The organism is Kitasatospora sp. GAS1066B (assembly GCF_041262605.1).
Taxonomy (GTDB): domain Bacteria; phylum Actinomycetota; class Actinomycetes; order Streptomycetales; family Streptomycetaceae; genus Kitasatospora.
This window is the reverse complement of record NZ_JBGCCO010000002.1, coordinates 312,852-334,381: the sequence shown is the minus strand read 5'-3', so window position 1 is coordinate 334,381 and position 21,530 is coordinate 312,852. Positions and strand designations below refer to the sequence as shown.

General features: G+C 71.4%; 20 protein-coding genes. 13 read left to right on the top strand and 7 right to left on the bottom strand.

Features of this window, described 5'->3' with window-relative positions; genetic code table 11:
* The first annotated feature begins 13 nt into the window (after positions 1-13).
* From ABH937_RS03165 to ABH937_RS03155, 3 genes are all read left to right on the top strand, one after another.
* Positions 14-1,666: a glycoside hydrolase family 13 protein gene (locus ABH937_RS03165; RefSeq protein WP_370217098.1), complete on the top strand. Its 1,653-nt coding sequence runs from the start codon at positions 14-16 to the stop codon at positions 1,664-1,666.
* Positions 1,667-1,695: 29 nt separating this feature from the next.
* The gene (locus ABH937_RS03160; RefSeq protein WP_370217096.1) at positions 1,696-4,350 is read left to right on the top strand and encodes a discoidin domain-containing protein; all 2,655 of its coding nucleotides are present in this window, start codon (positions 1,696-1,698) and stop codon (positions 4,348-4,350) included.
* A 197-nt stretch (positions 4,351-4,547) separates the two neighbouring features.
* Positions 4,548-6,164 (top strand): glycoside hydrolase family 13 protein, encoded by a 1,617-nt coding sequence (locus ABH937_RS03155; RefSeq protein ID WP_370217095.1) that lies wholly within the window; start codon positions 4,548-4,550, stop codon positions 6,162-6,164.
* Positions 6,165-6,243: 79 nt separating this feature from the next.
* Here ABH937_RS03155 and ABH937_RS03150 read toward each other — a convergent pair whose 3' ends face one another.
* A complete protein-coding gene (locus ABH937_RS03150; protein WP_280693911.1) occupies positions 6,244-6,657 on the bottom strand; it encodes an organic hydroperoxide resistance protein in 414 nt (137 codons plus the stop codon).
* A 126-nt stretch (positions 6,658-6,783) separates the two neighbouring features.
* Here ABH937_RS03150 and ABH937_RS03145 point away from each other — a divergent pair, with 126 nt between their 5' ends.
* On the top strand, positions 6,784-7,287 hold the full coding sequence (locus ABH937_RS03145; protein WP_280693910.1) for a MarR family transcriptional regulator: 504 nt from the start codon (positions 6,784-6,786) through the stop codon (positions 7,285-7,287).
* Positions 7,288-7,316: 29 nt separating this feature from the next.
* Here ABH937_RS03145 and ABH937_RS03140 read toward each other — a convergent pair whose 3' ends face one another.
* From ABH937_RS03140 to ABH937_RS03130, 3 genes are all read right to left on the bottom strand, one after another.
* Positions 7,317-7,592: an SHOCT domain-containing protein gene (locus ABH937_RS03140; protein ID WP_280693909.1), complete on the bottom strand. Its 276-nt coding sequence runs from the start codon at positions 7,590-7,592 to the stop codon at positions 7,317-7,319.
* 77 nt (positions 7,593-7,669) lie between these two features.
* Positions 7,670-8,113: a DUF6325 family protein gene (locus tag ABH937_RS03135; RefSeq protein WP_370217094.1), complete on the bottom strand. Its 444-nt coding sequence runs from the start codon at positions 8,111-8,113 to the stop codon at positions 7,670-7,672.
* A 106-nt stretch (positions 8,114-8,219) separates the two neighbouring features.
* Positions 8,220-9,470, bottom strand: coding sequence for an aromatic acid exporter family protein (locus ABH937_RS03130; protein ID WP_370217093.1), 1,251 nt, complete (start codon positions 9,468-9,470; stop codon positions 8,220-8,222).
* Between the two features lie 181 nt (positions 9,471-9,651).
* Between ABH937_RS03130 and ABH937_RS03125 the strand changes: the two genes are divergently transcribed.
* From ABH937_RS03125 to ABH937_RS03100, 6 genes are all read left to right on the top strand, one after another.
* The gene (locus ABH937_RS03125; protein WP_280693906.1) at positions 9,652-9,951 is read left to right on the top strand and encodes a DUF4193 domain-containing protein; all 300 of its coding nucleotides are present in this window, start codon (positions 9,652-9,654) and stop codon (positions 9,949-9,951) included.
* A 65-nt stretch (positions 9,952-10,016) separates the two neighbouring features.
* Complete coding sequence (locus ABH937_RS03120) at positions 10,017-10,889, top strand: hypothetical protein (RefSeq protein ID WP_370217092.1); 873 nt, start codon at positions 10,017-10,019, stop codon at positions 10,887-10,889.
* Positions 10,868-12,277 carry an FAD-dependent oxidoreductase gene (locus ABH937_RS03115; protein WP_370217091.1) on the top strand — a complete coding sequence of 470 codons (1,410 nt, stop codon included), beginning with the start codon at positions 10,868-10,870 and terminating at the stop codon, positions 12,275-12,277. The genes ABH937_RS03120 and ABH937_RS03115 overlap by 22 nt, the downstream gene beginning before the upstream one ends.
* Before the next feature lie 55 nt (positions 12,278-12,332).
* Positions 12,333-12,833, top strand: coding sequence for a helix-turn-helix domain-containing protein (locus ABH937_RS03110; protein ID WP_280693903.1), 501 nt, complete (start codon positions 12,333-12,335; stop codon positions 12,831-12,833).
* An 11-nt stretch (positions 12,834-12,844) separates the two neighbouring features.
* Positions 12,845-14,104, top strand: coding sequence for an MFS transporter (locus tag ABH937_RS03105; protein ID WP_370217090.1), 1,260 nt, complete (start codon positions 12,845-12,847; stop codon positions 14,102-14,104).
* 69 nt (positions 14,105-14,173) lie between these two features.
* Positions 14,174-15,028 carry a methionyl-tRNA formyltransferase gene (locus ABH937_RS03100; protein ID WP_370217089.1) on the top strand — a complete coding sequence of 285 codons (855 nt, stop codon included), beginning with the start codon at positions 14,174-14,176 and terminating at the stop codon, positions 15,026-15,028.
* On the opposite strand, the gene ABH937_RS03095 is transcribed toward ABH937_RS03100, so the two are convergent.
* From ABH937_RS03095 to ABH937_RS03085, 3 genes are all read right to left on the bottom strand, one after another.
* Positions 15,025-17,298: a tetratricopeptide repeat protein gene (locus ABH937_RS03095; protein WP_370217088.1), complete on the bottom strand. Its 2,274-nt coding sequence runs from the start codon at positions 17,296-17,298 to the stop codon at positions 15,025-15,027. The genes ABH937_RS03100 and ABH937_RS03095 overlap by 4 nt on opposite strands.
* 146 nt (positions 17,299-17,444) lie before the next feature.
* Positions 17,445-18,059: a DUF6879 family protein gene (locus ABH937_RS03090; protein WP_280693899.1), complete on the bottom strand. Its 615-nt coding sequence runs from the start codon at positions 18,057-18,059 to the stop codon at positions 17,445-17,447.
* A complete protein-coding gene (locus ABH937_RS03085) occupies positions 18,052-18,321 on the bottom strand; it encodes a hypothetical protein (RefSeq protein ID WP_280693898.1) in 270 nt (89 codons plus the stop codon). The genes ABH937_RS03090 and ABH937_RS03085 overlap by 8 nt, the downstream gene beginning before the upstream one ends.
* 263 nt (positions 18,322-18,584) lie before the next feature.
* Between ABH937_RS03085 and ABH937_RS03080 the strand changes: the two genes are divergently transcribed.
* The 3 genes from ABH937_RS03080 to ABH937_RS03070 all read left to right on the top strand — a co-directional run bounded on the left by ABH937_RS03080 (position 18,585) and on the right by ABH937_RS03070 (position 21,497).
* The gene (locus ABH937_RS03080; protein WP_280693897.1) at positions 18,585-18,863 is read left to right on the top strand and encodes a hypothetical protein; all 279 of its coding nucleotides are present in this window, start codon (positions 18,585-18,587) and stop codon (positions 18,861-18,863) included.
* Entirely contained in the window at positions 18,860-19,330 is a 471-nt protein-coding gene (locus ABH937_RS03075) for a hypothetical protein (RefSeq protein WP_370217087.1), read from the top strand. The genes ABH937_RS03080 and ABH937_RS03075 overlap by 4 nt, the downstream gene beginning before the upstream one ends.
* A 523-nt stretch (positions 19,331-19,853) precedes the next feature.
* A complete protein-coding gene (locus ABH937_RS03070; protein WP_280693895.1) occupies positions 19,854-21,497 on the top strand; it encodes an APC family permease in 1,644 nt (547 codons plus the stop codon).
* The last annotated feature ends 33 nt before the right edge of the window (positions 21,498-21,530 follow it).

The following is a 21,530-nucleotide window of genomic DNA, read 5'->3' as shown; positions in this document are numbered from 1 at the left end:
GAGGAGACCCACGATGCACCGCACCGACTCGGCCGGCCTGCCGGCGGCCGCGCCCGCAGCGCCCGCATGGTGGCGCGGTGCCGCGATCTACCAGGTGTACGTCCGCAGCTTCGCCGACGGCAACGGCGACGGCATCGGCGACCTGGCGGGGGTCCGCGCCCACCTGCCCTATCTCGCCGAACTGGGCGTGGACGCGCTGTGGTTCAACCCCTGGTACGCCTCGCCGATGGCCGACGGAGGCTACGACGTGGCCGACTACCGGCGGATCGACCCCGCCTTCGGCACCCTGGCGGAGGCCGAGAAGCTCATCGCCGAGGCGCTGGACCTGGGCATCCGCACCATCGTCGACATCGTGCCCAACCACGTCTCGCAGGCCCACGCCTGGTTCGTCCAGGCGCTGGCCGCCGGCCCGGGCTCGGCGGCGCGAGCCCGGTTCTGGTTCCGCGACGGCCGCGGCGAGCACGGTGAACTGCCGCCCAACGCCTGGCCGTCCCAGTTCGGCGGCGCCGCCTGGACCCGGGTGACCGAGCCGGACGGCACGCCCGGCCAGTGGTACCTGCACCGCTTCGCCCCCGAGCAGCCCGACCTGAACTGGGAGAACCCCCAGGTGCGGCAGGAGCACGAGGAGGTGCTGCGGTTCTGGTTCGACCGCGGCGCGGCCGGCGTGCGGATCGACTCGGCGGCCGAAGTGGTCAAGGACCCGGCGCTGCCCGACTTCACCCCGGACCGCGACCCGCACCCCTACCTGGACCGGGACGGGGTGCACGACATCTACCGCTCCTGGCGCCGGCTCGCCGACTCCTACCCGCAGCCGCGCGCGCTGATCGGCGAGGTCTGGCTGCCCGACCCGGCCCGCTTCGCCCGCTACCTGCGCCCGGACGAACTGCACACCGCGTTCAACTTCGGCTTCCTGGCCTGCCCGTGGGACGCCGAGCGGCTGCGGGAGGCGATCGGCACCACGCTGGCGGCGCACGCCCCGGTCGGCGCGCCGGCCACCTGGGTGCTGGCCAACCACGACATCACCCGCACCGTCACCCGCTACGGCCGCGCCGACACCGCCTTCGACTTCGCGACCAAGCGCTTCGGGATCGCCACCGACCTGGCGCTCGGCACCCGCCGCGCCCGCGCCGCCGCGCTGCTGACCCTCGCCCTGCCCGGATCCGTCTACCTCTACCAGGGCGAGGAGTTGGGGCTTCCCGAGGTCGAGGACATCCCGGCCGACCGGATCGAGGATCCGATGCACCACCGCACCGGCGGCCGCGACCCCGGGCGCGACGGGTGCCGGGTGCCGCTGCCCTGGTCCGGCAGCACCGCCCCGTACGGCTTCAGCCCCACCGAGATCGAACCCTGGCTGCCCCAACCCACCGACTGGGCACGGTACTCCGTCGCCGCCCAGGACCAGGCCTCCGACTCGATGCTCACCCTCTACCGCACCGCCCTGCACCTGCGCCGCACCGAACCAGCCCTCGGCGACGGCCCGATGAACTGGCTGAAGAGCGACCCTCAGGTGCTGGCCTTCACCCGCGGCACCGAATTCAGCTGCCTCGTGAACCTCTCGGACACGCCCGCACCACTGCCCGCCGACAGCGTCGTGCTGCTCACCAGCGCACCCCTCGACGAGGACCTGCTGCCGCCGGACACAGCGGTCTGGCTCCGGACCGTCTGACCCCTCGAACCTCCCCAAGGAGCCGCCTCGTGCCTCTCCCCGCCTCTCCACGCGGGCGCCGCAGACGGGTTCGCGCGGTCGCCGCCGTGGCGGCGTTCCTGCTGCCCGCCGCGCTCGCCCTGGCCCTCCCGTCCGGCGCGTCCGCCGCCTCGGCCTCGCCCGCGCCCTCGGCCGCCCTCGCCGCCGAGGGCCTGGCCGGCGCGCCCGTGCCGTTCACCGAGCAGAATGCGGCGACCAGCCCGTCCGCGCACACCAACGGCACGGTGCTCGGCCCCGACTACCACTACGGCAGCCTCGCCGCCGAGGCCACCGGGCGGCAGGCCGTCCAACTCGCCGGCCAGGGACAGTACGTCTCCTTCCGGCTGACCCGGGCCGCCAACGCCGTCGACTTCCACTACGCGCTGCCCGACTCGCTGCACGGCGGCGGCATCGCCGCCCCGCTCAGCCTCTACGTCGACGACCGGCCCACCGCCGCCCTCTCGCTGACCTCGCAGTTCAGCTGGCTCTACGGCCAGTACCCGTTCCGCAACACCCCGATGGTCGGCCAGCCCAACGGCGAGGTGCCGCACGACTTCTACAACGACGTCAGATACCGGTTCGCGAGCACGCTGCCGGCCGGCACCGTGGTCAAACTCCAGGTCGACGCGGGCGACGACGCGCCCTGGTACGTCATCAACACCGCCGACTTCGAGCAGGTGGCCGCCCCGAAGGCCGCGCCGGCCGGCTACGCCGACGTCACCCAGGCGCCGTACCACGTCGACAACACCGGGGCGAGCGACGTCACCGCCGCCCTGCAGAGCGCCGTCGACACCGCCTCGGCGGCCGGACAGGGGCTCTACCTGCCACCCGGCACCTACACCGTCAGCAGCCCGCTGAACGTCGACCACATCGCCATCGCCGGCGCCGGCCAGTGGTACACCGTGCTGACCGGCAAGAACGTCGAGTTCAACGGCAAGCAGAACCCGGCCAGCAGTCATGTCGAGATCTCCGATCTCGCGCTGTACGGCAACGTCGACGTCCGCGACGACAGCAACAGCGAGGACACCGGCTTCAACGGCGGGTTCAGCGACTCCACCATCGCCGACGTGTGGATCCAGAACGAGAAGGTCGGCGCCTGGATCGTCGGCCCCAGCAGCAATCTGACGATCCGTCAGCTACGGATCCAGGACACCACCGCCGACGGCATCAACCTGGACGCCGCCGACGGTCCGGTCACCGGCGCCCGGATCACCGGCAACTTCCTGCGCAACACCCAGGACGACGGCCTGGCCCTCTGGTCGCAGAACTACGGCGACACCGGCGACACCCTGACCCACAACACCGTCGACTCGCCCGGGCTCGCCAACAACATCGGCGTCTACGGCGCCGGGGCGGGCGACGTGATCAGCGGCAACCTGCTGCAGGACACCGTCACCCGGGGCGGCGGCATCGGCATCGGGCAGCGGTTCGGCTCGGTCCCGATGTCCGGCCCGCTCGACATCACCGGCAACCTGCTGGTGCGCACCGGCCAGTGGGACCCGGGCTGGGACTACGGCGTCGGCGCGATCTGGTTCGACCCGCAGCAGGGCGACATGACCGCACCGGTGCGGATCACCGGCAACGCGATCCTGGACAGCCCCTACGAGGCGTTCATGTTCCAGAACTCGAACGCCTACGTCGGCTCGGCCGTGACCACCCCGCCCACTGCCGGCTACCGGGTGACGAACGTGGCGATCCGGGACAACCTGGTGGCCCGCGTGGGCAGTTACGTCTTCCAGGACCAGGCACCGGGCGCCGTCAGCGTCGCCGGGACCATCGCCACCGGCGTCGGCGGGGTCGGTGTGTTCAGCTGCGGCCCCGGCTTCACCATCAACCGCGGCCCCGGCGACTTCGGTTGGGACAGCACCGGCTGTGGCATGCCGGCCGGCAGCCCGCTCTGGGCCTACCCGTCCACCACCACCTTCGAGGCCGCCGCCGTCGGCCAGGCCACCCCGGTGCAGCGGGTCGCGATCATGAACACCGGCACCGCCCCGACCACCCTCGGCCCGATCACCGCCGGCGGCGGCTTCACCGTCTCCCCCGACCCGACCCACCCCTGCCCCGGCAGCCTGACCGCCACCTCGCCGACCGACAACGCCAACTGGTGCCTGGTCGACGTCTCCTACACCGCGGCGGCCACCGGCATCGCCCAGGGCACCCTGACCATCCCCGGCGGTCAGGGCCACGCCCCCACCACCGTGCGGCTGGTCGGGGACACCGACGGCATCGGCGGCAGCGGCGGGGTCGCGCCCACCAACCTGGCGCTGGGCGCGACCATGACGGCAAGCAGCGCGCTGCCCGGCTTCCCGGCCGCCAACGCCAACGACGACAACAGCGGCTCCTACTGGGAGAGTCAGGACGGCCAGGGCTTCCCGCAGACCCTCACCGCCGACCTCGGCACGGCGCAGCCGGAGAGCAGCGTCGTGCTGACCCTGCCGTCGAACTGGGGCTCCCGGGTGCAGACCCTCTCGGTGCTCGGCTCCCCGGACGGGACGGCCTTCACCACCCTGGTCCCGCCGGCCGCCTACACCTTCGACCCGGCGACCCAGAACACCGTGACGATCCCGCTCCCGGCCGGGACCAGCGAGCGAGCGCTGCGGCTGGTCGTCACCGGCAACACCGGCTGGCCGGCCGCGCAGCTCTCCGAGTTCGAGATCTTCGGGTAGGGGGTGTCTCATGATTCCCGCCGGGCGCGCGACGCCGGGCATCCCGCCTGGACGCACCGGCGAAACGTCCAAGTACGACCCAGTACGAGGACGCTTCGCCGGCACGCCCAGCCGGGCGCCCAACGCCGCGCGCTGATCCGACGCGAATCATGAGACACCCCCAGCCCGCCCCAGCCCAGCAGAAAGGAGTCCTCCGCATGGCCGCTCCGTGGTGGCGCGACGCCGTCATCTACCAGGTGTACGTACGGTCGTTCGCCGACGCGAACGGGGACGGGATCGGCGACCTGGCCGGCGTCCGCGCCAAGCTGCCGTACCTGGCCGAACTCGGCGTCGACGCGCTGTGGTTCACCCCCTGGTACGCCTCCCCGCTGGCCGACGGCGGGTACGACGTGGCGGACTACCGCCGGATCGACCCCGCCTTCGGCACCCTCGCGGAGGCCGAGGCGCTGATCGCCGAGGCACATCGGACGGGCCTGCGGATCATCGTCGACATCGTCCCCAACCACGTCTCCGACCAGCACGTCTGGTTCCAGGAGGCGCTCGCCGCCGCGCCCGGTTCGGAGGCCCGCAACCTCTTCTGGTTCCGCCCCGGGCGCGGCAGTGGCGGCGAACTGCCGCCCAACGACTGGACATCCGAGTTCGGCGGCCCCGCCTGGACCCGGGTTCCCGACCCCGACGGCAAGCCCGGCGAGTGGTACCTGCACCTCTTCGCCGCCGAGCAGCCCGACCTGAACTGGGACAACCCCAAGGTCGCCGAGGAGCACGAGTCGGTGCTCCGCTTCTGGTTCGACCGGGGCGTGGACGGCGTGCGGATCGACTCCGCCACCATGCCGGCCAAGGACCCCCGGCTGCCCGACTTCGACCGCCGCCACCCGCCGACGCCGCACCCGTACGTGGACCGCGACGCCGTCCACGCCATCTACCGCGGCTGGCGGGCGGTGGCCGACGGCTACCCCGAGCCGCGCGCCCTGATCGGCGAGGTCTGGCTGGACCGGCCCGACCGGCTGGCCGCCTACCTGCGGCCCGACGAGATGCACACCGCGTTCAACTTCGACTACCTGAACTGCCCGTGGGACGCGGCGCGGCTGCGCGCCGTCATCGACGGGACCCTCGACAGCCACCGCCCGGTCGGCGCGGCCGCCACCTGGGTGCTGTCCAACCACGACGTCACCCGGCACGCCACCCGCTACGGCCGGGCCGACACCGCCATGGGCCGCAGTCCCGCCCAGCACGGCGCACCGGTCGACCTGGCGCTCGGCACCCGCCGGGCCCGGGCCGCGATCCTGCTCAGCCTGGCGCTGCCCGGCTCGACCTACCTCTACCAGGGCGAGGAGCTCGGCCTGCCGGAGGTCCGGGACATCCCCGACGCGTTCCGCCAGGACCCCTACTTCTTCCGGACCCACGGCGCCGACATCGGGCGCGACGGGTGCCGGGTGCCGCTGCCCTGGTCCGGCAGCACCGCCCCGTACGGCTTCAGCCCCACCGAGATCGAACCCTGGCTACCCCAACCCGCCGACTGGGCACAGTACTCCGTCGCCGCCCAGGACCAGGCCCCCGACTCGATGCTCACCCTCTACCGCACCGCCCTGCACCTGCGCCGCACCCAACCGGCCCTCGGCGACGGGCCGATGAACTGGCTGAAGAGCGACCCCCACGTACTGGCCTTCACCCGCGGCACCGAGTTCAGCTGCCTCGTGAACCTCTCGGACACGCCCGCACCACTGCCCGCCGACAGCGCCGTGCTGCTCACCAGCGCGCCCCTCGACGAGGACCTGCTGCCGCCGGACACAGCGGTCTGGCTGCACGGCACCTGACGTCGGGCACGTCGAACGCCCCGCTCCGCCGCCCGAGGGGGACGGCGGAACGGGGCGTCGCCCGTTGCCATGAGCGGTGTTACTCGATGACGAGCTCGACCGGGATGTTGCCGCGGGTGGCCTTGGAGTACGGGCAGACCTGGTGGGCCTGCTCGACCAGCTTGCGGCCGGTCTCGGCGTCCAGGCCGTCCGGCAGCTCGATCCGCAGCACCACGGAGAGGCCGAAGCTGGTCTCGTCCTTGCCGATGCTCACCTCGCCGGTGACGGCCACCTCGCTGGTGTCGACCTTGGCGGCGCGGCCAACCAGGCCCAGCGCGCTGGCGAAGCAGGCCGCGTAGCCGGCCGCGAAGAGCTGCTCGGGGTTGGTGCCCTGGCCGTTGCCGCCCATGACCTGCGGCATGGCCAGCTGGAGGTCGAGCTGGCCGTCGGTGCTGATGGCCCGGCCCTCGCGGCCGTGGGTGGCAGTGGCGACGGCGGTGTACAGCGCGTCCATGGGAGTAGCCCCTCTGTGTCGATCCGATGCGGGTCAGGCGACCGAGCGGCACCGTACCGAGCCGCTCCGACAGGACAATGGAATCACACAATTAGATTGCGCACAACTAGATGTTACGCTGGCTACATGAGCGCCCGCCTTCCCGAGGACGAGTTCCTTCGCCTGGACAACCAGATCTGCTTCGCGCTGAACGCGACTTCGCGCGCTTTCAACGGCCTCTACCGGGAGGTCCTCAAGGACCTGGGGCTGACCTACCCGCAGTACCTGGTCATGCTCGTGCTCTGGGAGTTCGGCGAGCTGCCGGTCAAGCGGATCGGCGAGCGGCTGCGGCTCGACTCCGGCACCCTCTCCCCCCTGCTGAAGCGGCTCGAAGCCCAGGGCCTGGTGCAGCGCGAGCGCAGCGCCGAGGACGAGCGCTCGGTCACCGTCCGCCCCACCGCGGCCGGGGAGGCGCTGCGCGTCCAGGCCCGACTGGTCCCCCGACGGATCGCCGCCGCCACCGGCCTGGCGACCGAGGAGGTCATCGACCTGCGCCGGCGCCTGCACGAACTCACCCTCACCATCGACGCCGCCCTCCTCGACGGCGGCCTCGACGATGGCCTGGACAGCGGATCGCCCAACTGCGCCTGACGCTCGGTCAGGCGCAGCTGGGCACCCGTTCACGAGTTGAGGATCTGGCTCTTCTGTGCCTCGAACTCGGCATCGGTGAGCAGGCCCTGTGCCTTCAGGTCACCGAGCTGCTTGATCTGGGCGATCTTGTCGTCCATCGTGTCCGCGAGCGGAGCGGTCGCGGCCGGCGGCGCTGCCGCGGGCTGCGCCGTGGCGTCCTGCTCCGCCCAGCGGCCCGCCTGTCGCCGTGACACGCGGTTGGAGACGGTGGTCGCCGTCCCGGCGATGACAGCGGTGCGGGCGACCCCGCGAAGAAGGCCTGGCATCTGCTTCTCCTTTCAGCCCCCCAGCCCCCGACTGCTGCTCCCTTCGACCCCCGACCCCCGACGTCGGGCCCCCTACGTCACCCGCGCAACTCGGCCGCGTCCAGCGCCGCGACGACATCGGTGTACGGGATCCGCCCGCTGGCCACCAGCCGGGCGCCGCCCCGGCGCAGCGCCGCGGCGAGGGGTGCGGCCCAGAGGTTCTCGTAGACCACGATGCCCGCGGAGTTCCCCGGTTCCAGCGCCTTGCTCGCCTCGTTGATGTCGCCCTCGTCGAGCAGGCCCGAGGAGGAGCCCTCGAAGACTGCGAGATCGAGCGCGCCGTCCCCGTCGAAATCAGCGATCTCCAGACCGATGACGGTGCCGTCCAGGTCCTTCCTCACGAACGTGAGGTCCAGGATGCGGATCACCCCCCGGTCCACCAGGTCGATGAGCAGCGGCATGCCCTCACCGGTCATCCGGTTGCCGGGAAACTCGACGATGAGGTAGTCGATGGGGCCCAACTCGTCGTATTCCTCGCTCACGGCCACTCCTCTCCTCCTCTCCGGTTTACCACCGTTGCCATGCCGGTGCCCGAGTTGGCCGGCACGCCCGAGGAGGTGCCGGCAGGCCGCACCAGCTGACAGCTCATCAGGCCGATGCTCCCCGGCGGCGCCGGCGGCGGCCCGCGCTCTCGCCGCGGACGAAGCGGCGGAACCGGCCGAAGCGGGAGAAGCGGTCGCGGTCGGCGGCGGAGGCGCGGTCCAGCTCCTCCATCAGGCGGCGGGAGCGGTGGTCCAGGTCCAGCTCGTCCAGGATCCGGTCGATCTCGGCCAGCAGGGAGCCGTGCAGCTGCCACGCCTTGGGGTGCTCCTGGACGCGGCGCAGCAACAGGTGGGCGACCTTGTCCCGGCTGGCCCAGGCCGCGCCGAGCTCCGAGGCCAGCCGGCTCTCGGCCTCCGCGGCGTTGCTGCTGACCTGGGTGCTCACCAGGACGGCGAAGCTCACCAGCGCGCCCCCGACGTGCCCCAGCAGCTCCTCCAGCTCCAGCGCCACGTCCGGCGGGAAGAGCGGTTCGTCCGTCTCCCGCCGCTTGGCCAGGTCGGTCAGCGAACGGGCCAGCACCCGCACCACGACCACGCAGATCTCCAGGGTGTCCAGCCCGGTCCGCAGCACCAGCCGGGAGAGCAGCCCCTCGCTGATCCGCGGGTTCAGCCGCAGGCTGTCCTCGGCCTGGCGGAGCGCGGCGTCCACGTCCGCGATCGCCTGGTCGAGGCGGCGGGCCTCGTGCAGCCGCTCGGCGGCGCGTTCCACCCGGGTCGGCACGCCCAGCTCCTCCCCGATCCGCAGCAGCAGGTGGCGAGCCCGCCGGGCCAGGTCCTCGATCGACTCGCCGGCCGTGTCCAGCCAGACCGGCGGGGCGAACACCAGGTTGAAGAGCAGCCCGACCACCGCCCCGACCAGCGTCTCCAGCACCCGGTCCCAGGCCTGCGAGGCCAGCCGGGTCACCCCGAGCACCAGCATCGCGCTGATCGCGACCTCGTTGACGAACTCGTCGACCCGCACGAAGCGCCCGATCGTCAGCGCGGCCAGGATGATCAGTCCCAGGCTCCACCAGCTCAGCCCCATCACCGAGCTGAAGCCGATCGCGATCACCACCCCGACGACGACCGAGTTCACCCGGCGGATGCCGGTGGTGAGCGTGGAGTACAGGGTGACCTGGACGACGAGCAGCGCGGTGAGCGGTGCGGTCAGCGGCGCCGGCTGGTTGCTCACCTGCAGCGCCACGACGTAGGCGAGGGTCGCCGCGACGGTCGCGCGCACCGTCTGCACGACGGCCGGATCGCGCAGCCCGCGCCGCACGACGTCCATCACTGGCTCGGTCACCCGCACATCTGGCATCCCCTCCTTCTTCCCGCGCTGCCGCAGTGGCGACACCAGGGACGTCGAATCAGCCACACTTGCACCTGAACGCCATCCTGGTGGCTGATCCACGACGCCGGGAACCCGTGTTCCGGGGGCAGACATGGCGGCGACCGGGCAAGCTGACTGCGATCCGCCATCCGACGAGAAGGTAACTGCCTTGGCAACCGACTACGACGCACCGCGCAACACCAACGACGAATCGAGCGACGACAGTATCGAGGAACTGAAGGGCCGCCGCGACGACAAGGCCGGGTCGACGATCGACGTCGACACCGAGGCCGTCGAAGGCATCGAACTCCCCGGCGCCGACCTGTCGGGCGAGGAACTCACCGTCCGGGTGGTGCCGATCCAGCAGGACGAGTTCACCTGCATGACCTGCTTCCTGGTGCACCACCGCACCCAGCTCGCCGGTGAGGACAAGAACGGCCAGCCGATCTGCGTCGACTGCGCCTCCTGACCTCACCCGCTGCCGCCTGCCGGACACCCGCGTGTCCGGCAGGCGGCAGCGGGTAGGGGCACTCCATGGCACTCATTCGTGGACGTCGCGGTGGCACCGGCCGCCGAGCCGCCGACCGGGACGCCGTGGAGACCGCCGACGATCTCAGCTCACTCGCCGCCGGCATGGAGCACTGGGACCTGGGCCCGCCCGCTGAGGAAGCCGCCCGCGAGGTCCGCGGCCGCCGCCGGATGACGGCGCTGGTCACCGACCTGGCGCGCGGCACCGGCCACCGATCCACCGAACTCGGCGCGGCGGGGCGCCGCACGGCCCGCCGCGCCGGAGTCGGCGTCCGAGGGCTCACCGATCGACTGCTGGCCCTCGCGCCGCGCATCCCGGTCCGCGACCTCGCGACGCTGCGCGCCCAGCATCCGCACGCCACCGGCCGCGAGGAGCTGGCCGACCGGCTGGTGACCGGCGCCGCCCGGGCCTCCAGCGCGGTCGGCGCGGGCGTGGGCGCGGCGGCCATGGCACCCACACCGCCAGCCATGACCGTGGAACTCGCCGCCGAGACGCTCGCCGTCGCCGCCGTGGAGATCAAGCTGATCGCCGAACTCCACGAGGTCTACGGGCAGCGCCCGCCGGGCAGCGGCGCGCAGCGCGCCACCGCCTACCTGGCCTCCTGGGCCAACCGGCGCGGCATCGACCGGGTCAGCCTGACCACGCCGGGCGGCCTGCTCGCGCTCAGCGCCGGCCCCCGGGTCCGCCGCCAGGTCACCAAACGGCTCGCCCGCAGCTCGCTGCGCAAGCTGCCGACGCTGACCCCCTTCCTGCTCGGCGCGGTGGCCGGCGCCCGGCTCAACCGGCACGACACCCGCCGCCTCGCCGCCCGGATCCGTGCCGACCTGCGGCGCACGGTCCCGGCGGAGCCCGACCGGTGGACCCCGCAGCCGCGATGAACCCGCTTCGGGTCGCCGTGGTCGGCGCGGGACCGGCGGGCCTCTACACGGCCGAGGCGGTGCTGAAGCAGACGGCGGCGGCGGGCGCGGACACGGACGTCGAGGTGGACATCCTGGAGCGGCTGCCCACCCCGTACGGCCTGGTGCGTTACGGCGTGGCACCCGACCACCCGTCGATCAGGTCGATCGCCGACTACCTGCGCCGGGTGCTGGAACACCCGCGGGTCCGCTTCCTCGGCGGCCTCTGCTTCGGCACCGACGTGAGCCGCGAACTGCTGCTCCAGTGCTACGACGCCGTGGTCTACGCGACCGGCGCGACCCGGGACCGGCTGCTGCGGGTGCCCGGCGAGGAGTTGCCGGGCAGCGCGGCCGCCGCCGAGTTCGTCCGCTGGTACTGCGGGCACCCGGACGTGGACCCCGCTCGCTTCGACCTCCAGGCCGACTCGGTGGCGGTGATCGGCGCCGGCAACGTCGCGGTCGACGTGACCCGCATCCTCGCCAGACCGGCCACCGACTTCCCCGCCACCGACGTGCCGGAACCGGTACTCGCCGCCCTGGCCGCCAGCCGGGTCAGGCAGATCCACCTGATCAGCCGCCGCGGCCCCGCGCAGGCGAAGTTCACCACCCGGGAGCTGCGCGCCCTCGGCGAGCTGCCGGGCAGCGACATCGCGGTGGACCCGGCCGAGCTCGAGCTCGGCGCCGCCGTCGCCCCCGACGTACTCGACAGCGAGCCACCCCGGTCCGATCGTCGGATCCGCGACAACCTGGCGGTCCTGACGGAGTGGGCGCACCGTCCGCCGCAGGACCGTCCCAGGCGGGTCTCGCTCAGGTTCTGGCTGCGACCGGTGGAACTCACCGGCCCCGGCCGGGTCACCGCCCTGCGGGTGGAGCGGACCGCACTCGACGGGTCGGGCCGGCTCACCGGCACCGGCCGGTACGCGACCCTCCCGGTGCAACTGGTGCTCCGTTCGGTCGGCTACCGCTCGGTCCCGCTGCCCGGCGTGCCGTTCGACGAGCAGCACGCCGTCGTCCCCAACGCCGAGGGCCGGGTCCTGGCGGCCGACGGCACCCCGCGCCCGGGCGAGTACGTCGCCGGCTGGCTGAAGCGCGGCCCCACCGGCGTGATCGGCACCAACAAGTCCGACGCGGCCCAGACCGTCCGAGCCCTGCTCGCCGACCACGCGGCCGCCACCGCCCCGACCCACCGCCCCCGGCTGACCGACCTGCTGGCCGCCCGCGGCGTGCGCCCGGTGAGCTACGCCGCCTGGCTCGGCATCGACCGCCGCGAGCGCGAACTCGCCGCCGAACTGGGCCGCGCCACCCGGGTGAAGCTCTCCGGCTGGGACGAGCTGAACCGAGCCACGGGGCCGCGCCCGACCGAGGGTTGACGCGAGGTCAGGATATTTCCAACAGCCCTTATATAAGTGCTGTTACGATGTGCCCATGGCCGAGAACAGTGCACCCGATCCGACCGAACAGAGCCGCTGGCGTCCACTACGACTGCTCCAGGCGGCCATGGACGCCGACATCGCGCGGATCTACGCAGAAGCGGAGATCGACGGAGTTCGGCCGAGCTTCGTCATGGAGCTGATCCGGCTGCACGCCCGAGGGCCGATGACCATCACCGAACTGGCCGAGTCCGTGCAGCGCACGCACTCGGCGCTCAGCCAGAAGGTCGCCGCGATGCGCGCGGCCGGCCTGGTGCGGACAGTGCCCGGCGCTGACGCCCGCAGCAAGAAGGTCGCCCTGACGCCCAAGGCCCGCCGCATCGTGATCCGGCTGACCGCGGAGTGGCGGGCCACCGAGGCCGCGATCGCCGAGATCGAGGCGGAGATCCCCTACCCCCTCAGCCAAGTGGTCGGCGACATCGAGCAGGCCCTGCAGCGCAAGAGCTTTCACGACCGGATCGCCGAGAAGCTCGCGGAGGACCCGGAGTGGACCTGAGACATGTGCTGATGGACACCTCGCCCCTGCGGACGTCGCCGGCGTTCCGGCGGCTGTGGATCGGCCGGACCTGCTCGGGCCTCGGCAGCCAGCTGACCGTCGTCGCCGTGATGTTCCAGGTCTGGCAGACCACCGGTAGCACCGTCTGGACCGGCGCGGTCGGCCTGGCCCAGGCCCTGCCACTGATCGGGTTCGGACTCTTCGCCGGGTCGCTCGTCGACCGGGCGGACCGGCGCAGGCTCTACCTGGTCACCACCACCGGCCAGGCCGCCTGCGCGGTCCTGCTGGCGTTACAGGGCCTGCTCGGCCACCTGCCGGTGGCCGGGGTGCTGCTGCTGGTCGCGGCGCAGTCCTGCTTCACCGCCTGCGGCGGGCCCGCGTCCCGCACGTTCATCCCGCAGTTGCTGCCGAGGAACCAACTCGCGGCCGGGCTGGCACTCCAGCGGATCTCGTTCCAGGGGGCGATGCTGCTCGGACCGGCGCTCGGCGGGCTGGTCCTCGGCCGGTTCGGCGTCGGCGGTTGCCACCTGATCGACGCGGTGACCTTCGGGGCGTCGTTCTTCGGCGCGTTCGGGCTGCCCCCGATGCGACCCGAAGGGAAGCCGGCCCGACCGGGCCTGGCCGGCGTGCTGGACGGCCTCGCCTTCATGGCACGCAACCCCGCGGTGCGCGGCGCGCTGCTCACCGATCTGGCCGCCACCGTCCTGTCGATGCCGATCAGCCTCTTCCCGCTGATCAACGCCGAGCGGTTCCACGACGACCCGCGCACCCTCGGGCTCTTCCTGACCGCCATCGCGGCCGGCGGGGTCGCCGCGTCCGTTCTCTCCGGGGCGATCACCCGGCTGTCCCGCCCCGGCCTGCTGATGCTCGGCGGCTCGGCCGCGTGGGGAGCGGCGCTGGCGCTCTTCGGCCTGTCGGACAACCCGTGGGTCGGGCTGGGCTTCCTGGTGCTGGCGGGCGCGGCCGACACGGTCTCCGTCGTGTCCCGGAGCACCATCGTGCAACTGCACACCCCGAACGCCATGCTCGGCCGGGTCAGCGCCGCCGAGCAGGTCGTCGGCCAGGCCGGCCCCGACCTCGGCAACCTGCGCGCCGGCCTGGTGGCGGGCGCGACCTCGGGCGCCGCCGCGGTGGTCGGCGGCGGTCTGCTGTGCCTCGCGGCGGTTGCGGCGATCGGCGCGGCCACGCCCGGCCTGCGCTCGTTCGCCGCAGCCGGCTCCGAGCAGGAGTCGCAGGCGCCGGCCGAAACGGCACAGCCGATGTCGGGGTAACCGGTCGGCCGGGCCGACTGAATCGATTTGACCGACAGTCAGCCCCACGCCGCTGCTAGGGTCTCACCCGTGGCGAACCCGATGCGCATCGGCATTGCGTCTTTTGGGACGCGTGAGTTTCTGGCCCTGCATTCCGTCTGCCAGCGGGAGGGACACGAACCGGTCGTCCACGTCTACTGCCGTTCGATGAAACCGAACACACCCACGGACACCTACGCCACGGCGACGGTCGGCCAGCTCCTCCAGGAAATCCCCGCCGGAATCGACCTGCTGGTTCCCGGGAGTTCCGAGGGCCTGGCGAAGTCGCTGGCCGGATACGACCTGGACCTCCTCGTGGTCTACGGGTTCTCCTGGCGACTTCCCCCGTCCGTCCTGCGGATTCCCCGGTTCGGCGTGGTCAACGTCCACTGCTCGCTGCTGCCCCAGTACCGCGGCCCGGCCCCGGTCCTGTGGGCGATCCGCAATGGCGACACCCACCTCGGCGTCACGGTCCACCGCATGGACGAGAACTTCGACACCGGTCCGATCCTCGCCCGGCAAGGCGGCATCCCGATCGAGGACGACGTCACCCCTGAGCGACTCTGGTCCGGACTCGGGCCGGTCATCAGCGACCTGCTCGCCGACACTCTGCGCCTGCTGCCGAGCGGATTTCCCGGCGAGCCCCAGGACGGGAGTCGCGCCAGCTATGCGGGCCTGCTGGAACCGGAGTTCTCGATCCTCGACACGTCGAAGACCGCACGCGAAGTACACAACCAGGTGCGGACCTTCCGTTTCATCGGCCCCGGTCTCGGACCCGTCGCCGACATCGGAGGGCGTTTCCTCAAGGTCCTGCGCACCCGCTTGACTCCGGCGGACGGGATCCGCCTGGAATGCGCCGACGGTCCGATCTGGATCACCGAGTCCGCACCCGCGGATTCTCGCTAGAGATCCGCGAGCCGCAGCGCGATCCGGCGGCTCAGCGCGAGCGCCTGCGGATCGGCGAAGTCCGACAGCAGGGCCAGCGCCTCGGCCCAGTGCCCCCGCGCCTCATCGACAGCACCATCGTGCCGGAGGCACCGGGCGAGGTTGTCCAGGGCACCGGCCAACTGCCATCGGTCGCCGAACTCCCGATGCGTTTCGACGGCCTGCCGATGCAGGTCCGCCGCCTCACCGAACCTGCCGAGATCGCGGCACGCCTCCCCGGCGCGGTCCAGCGCCGTGGCCGCACGGCTTCGATCGCCGAGTCGCCGCTGGATGTCCGCAGCCAGCCGACTCGACCGCAGGGCATCCTCGGGCCGCCCCGCCGCGCGCTCGACGTTCGCCAACTCGACCAGCCAGTGCGCCTGCCACACGCTGTTGCCCGCCTCGGCGGCGATCGCCAGCGCGGCGTCGACCGACGCGCGGGCCTCGCCGGTCCGGCCCAACTCGCGCTGGGCTCGGCTGAGGAAGAACAGCGCGTTGCCCTCACCGCTTCGGTCACCGAGTTCGCGGAAGACGGCCAGCGCCTCGCACAGCGTCTCCGCCGCCTCCTGGAAGCGGCCGAGTTCGCACAGCGATTCGGCGAGGTTCCCCTGGAGGAGCGCGGTCCACCGGAGGTCACCGAGTTGGCGGAAGATCGCCGCGCTGGCCTCGAAGTGGGAACGTGCCGCGTCGAGTTCTCGCCGGCGCAGGCCGAGCAGGCCCAGGGCGTTGATCGACACGGCCTCGCCGAACCGGTCGCCGATGTCACGTCGAACGGCGAGCGCCGCGCGGTGACACTCCTCGGACTCCGCCAGCCGCCGCGACTGGAAGTACGCCTTCCCCAGACTCTCCAGGGCCTCGGCCTCACCCGCGCGTTCCCCGGCCTGGGCGGCGGAGCTGATGCCGATCCTGGCGGTCGACTCCCAGTCCTCGAAAGCGTTCTGATGCATGTAGACGGCACGCAACACCACCGCCAGACGCCAGGCGATCCGATGGAAGCCGAACTCCGCGGCAGCCCGGGTGGTGGCGACGAGGTTGTCGGCCTCTGCCGAGTACCACTGGAACGCCGGCTGGTAGCCGTCGAAGACCAGCGGCGCGGCATCCTGAGGCACCTGTTGGTCGAGCTCGTACCGGTCGAACGGTGCGATGGCCGACTGGGCGTTGCCTGCCGTGTACAGGTACCAGGCGAGAATCCGTCGTCTGCTCTCGGCCCGAACCTGCTCGGATTCGACGTCCCGGACCCGATCGGCGGCGTAGGCCCGTAGCAGGTCGTGCAACTGGTACCGGGCCGAGGCGATCTCCTCGACCAGGTGGGCCCCGACCAGCGCATCCAGATTGCGGCGCGCCTCGGCCGCAGTGGTACCCGCCAGCACGGCGGCCGCCGGCAGACCGAACTGGTCGCCCGGGTGCAGGGCGAGCAGCCTGAACTGCCGGGCCGCACCCTCGGGCAGTGCCTGGTACGACCAGGTGAACACACTGCTCATCGCGTCCGCCTCCGCCTCGCCCTCCGCCGTGAGCACGTCCCAACGCGCCGACTCGTCCCGTAGGTCGGCGATCAACTCCGCCAGCAGCATCCGTGGTCGGCCGGCCGCCCGTTCGGCCGCGATCCGCAGCGCCAGCGGCAACCTCGCACACAGGCGGGCCAGTTCCGTCAGCTCGCCGGGGTCGTCCTGCGTCCGGTAGGAGGCCGTCACCGCGCGCAGCAGCGTGACGGCGTCCGCCTCGGGGAAGCGACCCAGGTCCACCCGGTACGCACCCTCCCGGGCGACCAGGCCGGCGAGGCTGTTCCGGCTGGTCACCAGGACCAGGCAGCCGGGTGTGGCCGGTAACAACGGGCGCACCTGCGCGGCCGCCGCGGCGTTGTCCAGCATCACCAGCATCCGGCGGTCGGCCATGATCGACCGGTACAACGACGCCCGGTCCTCGGGATGGACCGGAATCGCCACCGTCGGAACACCCAGATCCCGCAGAAAGCGATCCAGTACCTGCTCTGGTGCGACCGGAGCGGCGGCGTCATGCCCACGGAGGTTGACGTACAGGGCGCCGTCCGGGAATCGCCGGCGGATCCGGTGGGCCCAGTGCACGGCCAACGAGGTCTTGCCGACTCCCGCTGTACCGGTGATGACCGCCACAACGAGGGTCGCCGACTGATCGTCGCTTCCAGGAGCTTCGGTGGCGATGGTGTCCAGGCGGCCCATCTCACCACGACGGTTGACGAAGTGCCGACCCGCCCCCGGGAGCTGACGTGGCGTCACCGAGAAGGATGCGACCGGCTGATGGAAATGCACGCCACCATGCACATCACGTGCCTGTACAACATCGCCGGCCGTCGCCGCCCCGTCGATTCGATTGGCCTGCCAGGAGCCGCCGGCGGGTGCCGCCGACCCGGTCTCGTCCTGGCTCACGGCTGACCGGCCGGCGGTGGCAACACCGCCACGCAGCGCTGGAAGTAGCTCTCCAGGGGCTCGCCCACCGCGTACAGGTCGGCGATGAACTGTCGGCAGCTGCGGATAAGTTCGCGGTCGGTGAACCGCCGGACGGATTCGAGGACGCCATCGTCGTCGTAGACGGCCTGGTACATGACCGTCGAGTCGAGCGTGTAGATCTCGGGGAGCGGACCGCTGGCCTCGAACGCCGCCACCTGGGCAGGGCCGACGATCCGGATGGGGCCGCCGCTCTGGTCGCGCACCCGCAGCGCGTGGAGTTCCCACTGGAGATAGGCGCTGATGGGCTCTTCCACGACCCGGACGCGGCGGGCGGAGAAACCGTGCTCGTGGATTCTCCGGTGGTAGTCCTCCATATCCTTTCGACCGGCCTCCAGAATGCCGAGAGACCGATCCCATTCGCCCTTGGCGAAGGCCGCCCAGCTGTCGTATCCGGGCTCCCGGAAGGTCTGCTGGCGCTCGAGTTTCCAGAAACCGAGGTCGGTGATATTCCAGAAAATGCTCTCGAAATCAGCGTAGTACGCGGCCAATTCCATGCGCTCGCTGGTCGAGCCGGCAAGCAGCTCACTCATTCGGGATGTCCGCCTTCGCAGCGATGATGGTCGCACGCGGGATGACGACCAGCCGCTCACCTGGGTCGACGCTCACGCCCGCCGGCAGCCTGCCCTCGTACGATGAGGTGAGTTCGCGTCCGATGACGGCGACGTCGCCATTGTCCAGCTCCCAGATATCCGGGCAGCTGGTGTTTCCGGACGTCTGTCCGAGCTCGTGCGAGGACTTGCCCAGGCGTCGTGCGAAGGACGCGGATGGGTCGGGCTCCCACTGAGCGGCCATACTTCCCCCTGGATATGATGAAAAATTCGGCCATAAAGCTACCGTAGGAGCAGAAGCGGAGTCAAGGACGCGGCCGATATGGCTCGATTTCAACGGCTACCATCTAATGCACTTAATCGGAATTATGTGGTCCACATCATGGACGAGCAGGCAGTGCCTTCCCGCGAGCGCGAGCCACTGGCCGAGCCGTACGCGCAGTCGCGCTGGACTCACTCCAGGGCGGCGGTACGCCCGCCGGGCATCGCCGGGTGCGAGCGAAGTCCATGGCCCTGATGCCGGCAGAGGTTCGGGACCAGATCAGGGACCATGCCGCAGCCGTCGGGCTCGACGTCTCCACTCTCCTCACCATCGCCGCGCAGGCGCAGATGGATCAGCAGGACCGGGTCGAGATGCTCTTCGAACCGTTCGAACGGGCTCGGGCCGAAGCCGAGGAGCAGGCCGGAAGCGACACCTGGACCGACGACATCACGCTGACCGCAGAGGAACAGGCCGAGATCAATGCGATCCTGGGCCGTCCATCCCGGACTGAGGGCGCAGCGTGACCGTCATCGTCTACGACACCGGGGTGCTGATCGCTCTGGTCAACCAGGACCGTCGGGCAAGGACCCTGCACAAGGGCTTCGTCACCTCCGGCGGACATGCGCCGATCGTCCCGGGTCCGGCCCTCTCCCAGGCGTGGCGCACCAGCACGAAAATCGCCTATTCCTGGAAGAGACTCCTGGACGAGGTGTTCGTCCACCCTGGGGCCCGTACGGTGTACCCCGGTGCGCTTCCGCCCCGCTGTCTCCCGTGCGCGGCGGGCCTGGACACCGGAGACTGGAAAACCATCGGGGACATGATCGGCGCGGCGGTGCTACCCGCGAAGAAGCGGCCGGACCCAGTGGATGCCTTGGCGGTCTTCATTGCCATCACTCACGGAGGCGGCACTGTGCTGACCACCGACCGGGAGGACATCGAAGCGTACGCCGCCACGCTGCCCGGCTGTGGAGTCGATGCCGTCACCGTCTGAGGTGTGGCATGGAACAACTTGCCTCGCGCTGTGCGGTGGTTGCAGTAGACGACAGGCAACTCGCCAGCCCGCACGGCGGCCACGAGCGCGCCAGGCATGTACCGGGTCCCCTTTCGATGTTCCACGCACATGACATCGGAGAACGCCGGATTGGGGAACGCGAAGAGTACGAAGGCCCCGAACAGTCCCGCGTGAGCGCCCCGCCCTGACCCGCGGGCCCCGCCCCAGACCGCGAGCCGGCGCCACCCCCATTCCCACCAACAGCGCAAAGGCCCTACTCGCGCGCCCGTCTCACGCTGCCGCACGCCGGCGCGCCCTGGTGAGCAACACCACGCTCGGCGGCGGCAGGGTAGCGCCAGTGTGGCTATTACCGGATACGGAATGACAACGATCGAACAATCTGAGGTTCACCTGAGGTTTACGTCCGCTTTTGTGGCTTAGTCTCCCCGGGTTGCCCGGCCTGGACGGCGCCCACCTCGTGTCGGCGTTTACGGGCTCGAGACGAAACGGAAGGACTCAGACGTTGAGCGCGCCCGAGCCGACAACGGCGTCCCAAAACAACTACCGCCGGTCGCTCGGCACGATCGCCCTGACGGCCGTCGGCCTCGGCTCGATCATCGGCTCCGGCTGGCTGTTCGGCGCCGAGCGGGCTGCCAAGCTGGCCGGGCCGGCCGCGATCCTGGCCTGGGTGATCGGTGCCGCGGTGGCCCTGGTGATCGCCCTCACCTACAGCGAGCTCGGCTCGATGTTCCCCAAGGCCGGCGGCATGGTCCGGTACGGGCAGTACTCGCACGGCTCGCTGGCCGGGTACCTGGCGGCGTGGGCCAACTGGATCGCCATCGTGTCGGTGATCCCCGGTGAGGCGACCGCCTCCGTGCAGTACATGAGCTCGTGGCACTTCGGCTGGGCGCACCAGCTGTTCGACGGCGAGAAGCTCACCACCAGCGGAGTGGCGCTGGCCAGCGTGCTGCTGGTCGGGTACTTCGCGCTGAACTGGTTCGCCATCACGCTGTTCGCCAAGACGAACACCGCGATCACCGTCTTCAAGGTGGTCGTCCCGGTGCTCACCGCGAGCAGCCTGCTGCTGGCGCACTTCGACAGCCACAACCTGACCGGCCACGGCGGCTTCGCCCCGAACGGTTGGAACTCGGTCTTCACCGCTGTCGCGACCTCTGGCATCGTCTGGGCCTACAACGGCTTCCAGTCGCCGCTGAACCTGGCCGGCGAGGCCCGCAACCCGGGCAAGTCGCTGCCGAAGGCGGTGATCGGCTCGATCGTGATCGCGCTGGTGATCTACATCGCGCTGCAGGTCGCCTTCATCGGCGCGCTGCCGCACTCGGTGGTGGAGCACGGCTGGTCGACCATCGGGTACAAGTCCCCGCTGGCGGACCTGTCGCTCGCCTGGGGCCTGAACTGGCTGGCGCTGCTGCTCTACTCGGACGCCTTCATCTCCCCCAGCGGCACCGGCATGATCTACGCGGCGACCACCTCGCGGATGATCCACGGCGTGCAGGAGAACGGCCAGCTGCCCTCGATCTTCGGCCGGGTCGACCCCAAGACCGGCGTGCCGCGCCCGGCGCTGCTGCTGAACCTCTTCATCGCCTTCCTCTTCCTGGCCGTCTTCCGTGGCTGGGGGTCGCTGGCCTCGATCGTCTCGGTCGCCACGGTGATCTCGTACATCACCGGCCCGGTCGCCGTGATGGCACTGCGCCGGCTGGCTCCCGACCTGGCGCGCCCGGTGCGGCTGCGCGCGATGCCGGTGATCGCCCCGGTCGCGATGGTCTTCGGCTCGCTGGTCCTCTACTGGGCCCGCTGGCCGCTGACCGGCAAGGTGATCGTGCTGATGGCCGCCGGCCTGCCGATCTGGGCCTGGTACGAGCTGCGCAAGCCGTGGGACGTGCTGAAGCCGCACCTGAAGGCGGGCGTCTGGATGATCGCCTACCTGGTCGTGATGGCCGGCGTCTCCTGGGCCGGCAGCACCCAGTACGGCGGGCAGGGTTACATCCCCGAGGGCGTGGACCTGGCGCTGGTCGCCGTGCTCGCGCTGGCCTTCTACTACTGGGGCGTCCGCAGCGCCTGGGCCAACCCTTCGCTGGCGCAGGTCCGCGAGGAGCTGGCGGCGGCCGCCGTCGAGCAGCCCGAGACCGCGGAGGCGGTCAACGCCTGAAGCGGCGCGAAGTACTGACGGGTGGGGCCCGCC

Coding starts and splice junctions, on each gene's coding strand:
- ABH937_RS03165 (WP_370217098.1), top strand. CDS start 14: ATGCACCGCACCGACTCGGCCGGCCTGCCGGCGGCCGCGCCCGCAGCG.
- ABH937_RS03155 (WP_370217095.1), top strand. CDS start 4,548: ATGGCCGCTCCGTGGTGGCGCGACGCCGTCATCTACCAGGTGTACGTA.
- ABH937_RS03150 (WP_280693911.1), bottom strand. CDS start 6,657: ATGGACGCGCTGTACACCGCCGTCGCCACTGCCACCCACGGCCGCGAG.
- ABH937_RS03145 (WP_280693910.1), top strand. CDS start 6,784: ATGAGCGCCCGCCTTCCCGAGGACGAGTTCCTTCGCCTGGACAACCAG.
- ABH937_RS03140 (WP_280693909.1), bottom strand. CDS start 7,592: ATGCCAGGCCTTCTTCGCGGGGTCGCCCGCACCGCTGTCATCGCCGGG.
- ABH937_RS03130 (WP_370217093.1), bottom strand. CDS start 9,470: ATGCCAGATGTGCGGGTGACCGAGCCAGTGATGGACGTCGTGCGGCGC.
- ABH937_RS03120 (WP_370217092.1), top strand. CDS start 10,017: ATGGCACTCATTCGTGGACGTCGCGGTGGCACCGGCCGCCGAGCCGCC.
- ABH937_RS03110 (WP_280693903.1), top strand. CDS start 12,333: ATGGCCGAGAACAGTGCACCCGATCCGACCGAACAGAGCCGCTGGCGT.
- ABH937_RS03105 (WP_370217090.1), top strand. CDS start 12,845: ATGGACACCTCGCCCCTGCGGACGTCGCCGGCGTTCCGGCGGCTGTGG.
- ABH937_RS03090 (WP_280693899.1), bottom strand. CDS start 18,059: ATGAGTGAGCTGCTTGCCGGCTCGACCAGCGAGCGCATGGAATTGGCC.
- ABH937_RS03085 (WP_280693898.1), bottom strand. CDS start 18,321: ATGGCCGCTCAGTGGGAGCCCGACCCATCCGCGTCCTTCGCACGACGC.
- ABH937_RS03080 (WP_280693897.1), top strand. CDS start 18,585: ATGGCCCTGATGCCGGCAGAGGTTCGGGACCAGATCAGGGACCATGCC.